This is a genomic window from Pontibacter rugosus (assembly GCF_042678745.1).
GTDB lineage: Bacteria > Bacteroidota > Bacteroidia > Cytophagales > Hymenobacteraceae > Pontibacter > Pontibacter rugosus.
In genome coordinates this window covers 1-2,608 of sequence record NZ_JBHTLD010000361.1, presented here as the reverse complement: position 1 = coordinate 2,608, position 2,608 = coordinate 1, and the positions used below count along the sequence as shown (strand labels likewise).

The following is a 2,608-nucleotide window of genomic DNA, read 5'->3' as shown; positions in this document are numbered from 1 at the left end:
GTAGCAGTTCTACAGTTCCTTATTGTCCTGCTCTTCGGCTACATAAAAGAAGGGGGAGGTATAAATGCTGCATCTATGTATCCAGTAGTTTATTTAATACCCGCTATAATCTATAATTTCTTCAGCGGCTTGCTTGTATTCATGGTTGAACCGAAGAAGTTACTGGGACAATTTATTCTGCTGCTATTGCCTGTCTTAGTGGGTGTTGTAGTTAATGAATCTACCGATACTATTGGTAAAGGGCTGTATTATGTGATTATAGCGGCCTCTTTACTCATCAATGTTGGGTTTTACTATATTGTGGAGAAGAACAGAAGAACCACCTCCACCAACAACACCTAAAACACATCAGGCCTTGCTTCAACAATTACCCCTGAAATATCGGTACCAAGAATAATAGGAAATGGTACTTGGGGCTGCCACTCCGGAGGTAGCATTTTATATCCGTCACGTAAATACCAGTCGGGAGGATTTAGCCCAACCGCTTTCACTTTAACCAAGACTTCTCCTTTTTTTATTTCTGGCATTGGTGCATCTTCATAGCGAAGCACTTCTGGGCCGCCAAATTCGTGTTGCCTGACTGCTTTCATGATAGCAGGTCTGTCATTTCTCTGTTCTAAACTCATTTTATTCATCTTGTAGTGAGCTTCAAAAGTAGAATAACAGTATATTTATGGCAAGTATGTACATTTTTGTATGCTACATACTAAAAATAATGTATTGCTGATTATCAATAACTTAAAATGAAAAAGAAAGAGAAATTTTGTCCAGAGGTTGCAACATGTTCCGTCGATTACGCCTTTAAGCGGATTGGCGGAAAATACAAAGGCAGAATCTTATGGTATTTGCACGAACACTCCATTCTGCGTTATGGCGAGTTAAACAGAACGCTGCCTGACATCACTACTAAAATGCTGACTCAAACCTTAAGAGAACTAGAAGCAGACAATCTAATTGACCGGAAAGTGTATCTCGAAGTCCCGCCCAAAGTAGAATATACCTTGACCGAAGTAGGCAATGAGCTTATCCCTTTTATCAGCTACTTAAAAGAATGGGGCGACAAACAAATTGAAGCGGAAAAAGCGAAATAAGTATGAACGCACAACAGCGGTTTTGTGCAATGGCGGGTTAAGTGCCACAGTGTACTTGGGTAATTCTGTTCCGCTACTACGCAAAGCCGTAAGCCGTTATGGCTCATTGAAACGGTCACTATTTACCAAATGGTAAACGCAGCAAAACTTGCCTTGTCTACATTGCGACTATGGAAGAATTGATAGAATACATTTTGCAGTTTGGCAACTTGAACGGACAACAGATTAATCTGGTCAAGAAAATGGCGATAGAAGTACAGCTTCAAAAAGATGCGTATTTTTCTGAAGCAGCTAAAATTCCTTCACAAGTTGGTTTTATTGTGGAAGGTGTAATTCGGGGTTGCTACTACAATAACAAAGGGGAAGAAATTACACGTTGCTTTGTTAGTGAAAACAGCTTAGTGGTTGATTATGTAAATTTCGAGGCAAACACCCCCTCTTCTGAATATTTGCAAGCCAGTACTGCTTGTAAGCTCATTGTTTTTTCTAAACAAAACTGGGAAGAGCTTTCCCATACTATTGTAGGCTGGGATAACATAAAAAATAAGATGGTTCAAATATGCATGTTCCAGAAATCCAGAAAAGGCCCGGTCATTTCGCAAGATGCAACTACCCGTTATTTGGAATTCATGAAAAATTTTCCATCACTTTCTAACCGCGTTCCCTTGACGTACATTGCGTCCTATCTAGGAGTTACGCAACAATCTTTGAGTAGAATCAGGAAGAATATCCGGTAAGCTGCTTTTTACCATATGGTAAATGGTTTCATTTTTTAACGTGGCAAATTTGCTGCGTCATCATTAAAAAATAAAGTATGAAATCAGCACTAATTACCGGGGCCAACAGAGGCATTGGCCTGGAAACAGCAAAGCAACTTTCAGAACAAGGACTGTTTGTTTATGTAGGCAGTCGGGATATCAAAAAAGGTAAAGCAACCGTCGAAGAACTAATCGGTAATGGCTTTATGAATGTGCAGGCGATTGAAATAGACGTCACCAAACCTGGTAGCGTTTTATCTGCAAAAAACATTATTGAAAAAGAGCAGGGGCGTTTAGATGTGCTGATAAACAATGCCGGAATCAGTGGCCCTGTACCGCAAAGTGCGCTTGAAACAACTACGGACCATTACAAAGAAGTATTCGAAGTTAATCTATATGGTGCCATCCATGTTATTCAGGCTTTTATTGATTTGATGCGGAAGTCGCCGGAGCCAAGAATAATAAACGTAAGCACCAGTGTGGGCTCTCTTTCCCTGCAAAGCAATCCTGGCTGGCCTGCTTACGACTACGCAAAATATGCGGTCTATGGTTCGTCAAAAGCGGCTTTGAATATGTACACCGTTCATCTAGCTTACGAACTTCGGGACACACCATTTAAAGTTAACGCAGTTTGCCCGGGGTATACCAAAACTGATTTTACTAATTAACTCAAGTTGCGATTATATACATTTATTGATGGTGTAGGCAAAAACAAAGAGGACTAGTTTCAAGATAAACCCCTGAGGAGTTACCGCGTGA

5 protein-coding genes are annotated in these 2,608 nt (G+C 40.4%); 4 read left to right on the top strand and 1 reads right to left on the bottom strand.

The window, feature by feature from the left end:
* The coding region (locus ACFQ2O_RS21115) for a hypothetical protein (protein ID WP_377532782.1) at nt 1-342 on the top strand (342 nt) is incomplete at its 5' end.
* On the opposite strand, the gene ACFQ2O_RS21110 is transcribed toward ACFQ2O_RS21115, so the two are convergent.
* The gene (locus ACFQ2O_RS21110) at nt 339-635 is read right to left on the bottom strand and encodes an alcohol dehydrogenase catalytic domain-containing protein (RefSeq protein WP_377532780.1); all 297 of its coding nucleotides are present in this window, start codon (nt 633-635) and stop codon (nt 339-341) included. The genes ACFQ2O_RS21115 and ACFQ2O_RS21110 overlap by 4 nt on opposite strands.
* A gap of 108 nt (nt 636-743) precedes the next feature.
* Here ACFQ2O_RS21110 and ACFQ2O_RS21105 point away from each other — a divergent pair, with 108 nt between their 5' ends.
* The 3 genes from ACFQ2O_RS21105 to ACFQ2O_RS21095 all read left to right on the top strand — a co-directional run bounded on the left by ACFQ2O_RS21105 (nt 744) and on the right by ACFQ2O_RS21095 (nt 2,517).
* Entirely contained in the window at nt 744-1,091 is a 348-nt protein-coding gene (locus ACFQ2O_RS21105; protein ID WP_377532778.1) for a winged helix-turn-helix transcriptional regulator, read from the top strand.
* 170 nt (nt 1,092-1,261) lie between these two features.
* The gene (locus tag ACFQ2O_RS21100; RefSeq protein WP_377532776.1) at nt 1,262-1,828 is read left to right on the top strand and encodes a Crp/Fnr family transcriptional regulator; all 567 of its coding nucleotides are present in this window, start codon (nt 1,262-1,264) and stop codon (nt 1,826-1,828) included.
* Between the two features lie 77 nt (nt 1,829-1,905).
* Nucleotides 1,906-2,517: an SDR family NAD(P)-dependent oxidoreductase gene (locus tag ACFQ2O_RS21095; protein WP_377532774.1), complete on the top strand. Its 612-nt coding sequence runs from the start codon at nt 1,906-1,908 to the stop codon at nt 2,515-2,517.
* Nucleotides 2,518-2,608: the final 91 nt, after the last annotated feature.

Excerpts from the sequence above, each read along its gene's own strand:
- ACFQ2O_RS21100 (WP_377532776.1), top strand. The coding sequence starts at position 1,262 with ATGGAAGAATTGATAGAATACATTTTGCAGTTTGGCAACTTGAACGGA.
- ACFQ2O_RS21105 (WP_377532778.1), top strand. The coding sequence starts at position 744 with ATGAAAAAGAAAGAGAAATTTTGTCCAGAGGTTGCAACATGTTCCGTC.
- ACFQ2O_RS21110 (WP_377532780.1), bottom strand. The coding sequence starts at position 635 with ATGAATAAAATGAGTTTAGAACAGAGAAATGACAGACCTGCTATCATG.
- ACFQ2O_RS21095 (WP_377532774.1), top strand. The coding sequence starts at position 1,906 with ATGAAATCAGCACTAATTACCGGGGCCAACAGAGGCATTGGCCTGGAA.